The sequence below is a fragment of the Telluria sp. AZSoR62 genome, assembly GCF_058111565.1.
Genome location: NZ_JBYTST010000318.1, coordinates 1 through 270 on the forward strand (window position 1 = coordinate 1; position 270 = coordinate 270).

At 52.2% G+C, this 270-nt stretch carries 1 protein-coding gene; it reads left to right on the forward strand.

Translation table 11 applies throughout. The features are described from left to right. On the forward strand, positions 1–270 hold a 270-nt coding region (locus tag AC3XQU_RS23960; protein WP_489876626.1), incomplete at both ends, for a ParA family protein.

Genomic DNA, 270 nt, shown 5'->3' on the forward strand with positions numbered 1-270 from the left:
CACGGCAATGTCTCTGAGTGAAGTCATTAAGAAACCGTTCGGCGAGTTCGGCCCACATCTTATTCCTGCCTATGACTCCCTGGACGATATGGATTTGGTCCTACGCAACGCACCAGGGGCAGATTTCCGCTACTCGCTTTTTATTGAAAAAGCGCGAAAGGGTGAGATTCCTCACTGCGACCTTTCTGACTACGATGTAATCATCATGGACAACGCCCCTTCCGGCACCATGCTGTCGCGGAATAGCCTGGCAGCGGCGGATTTCCTACT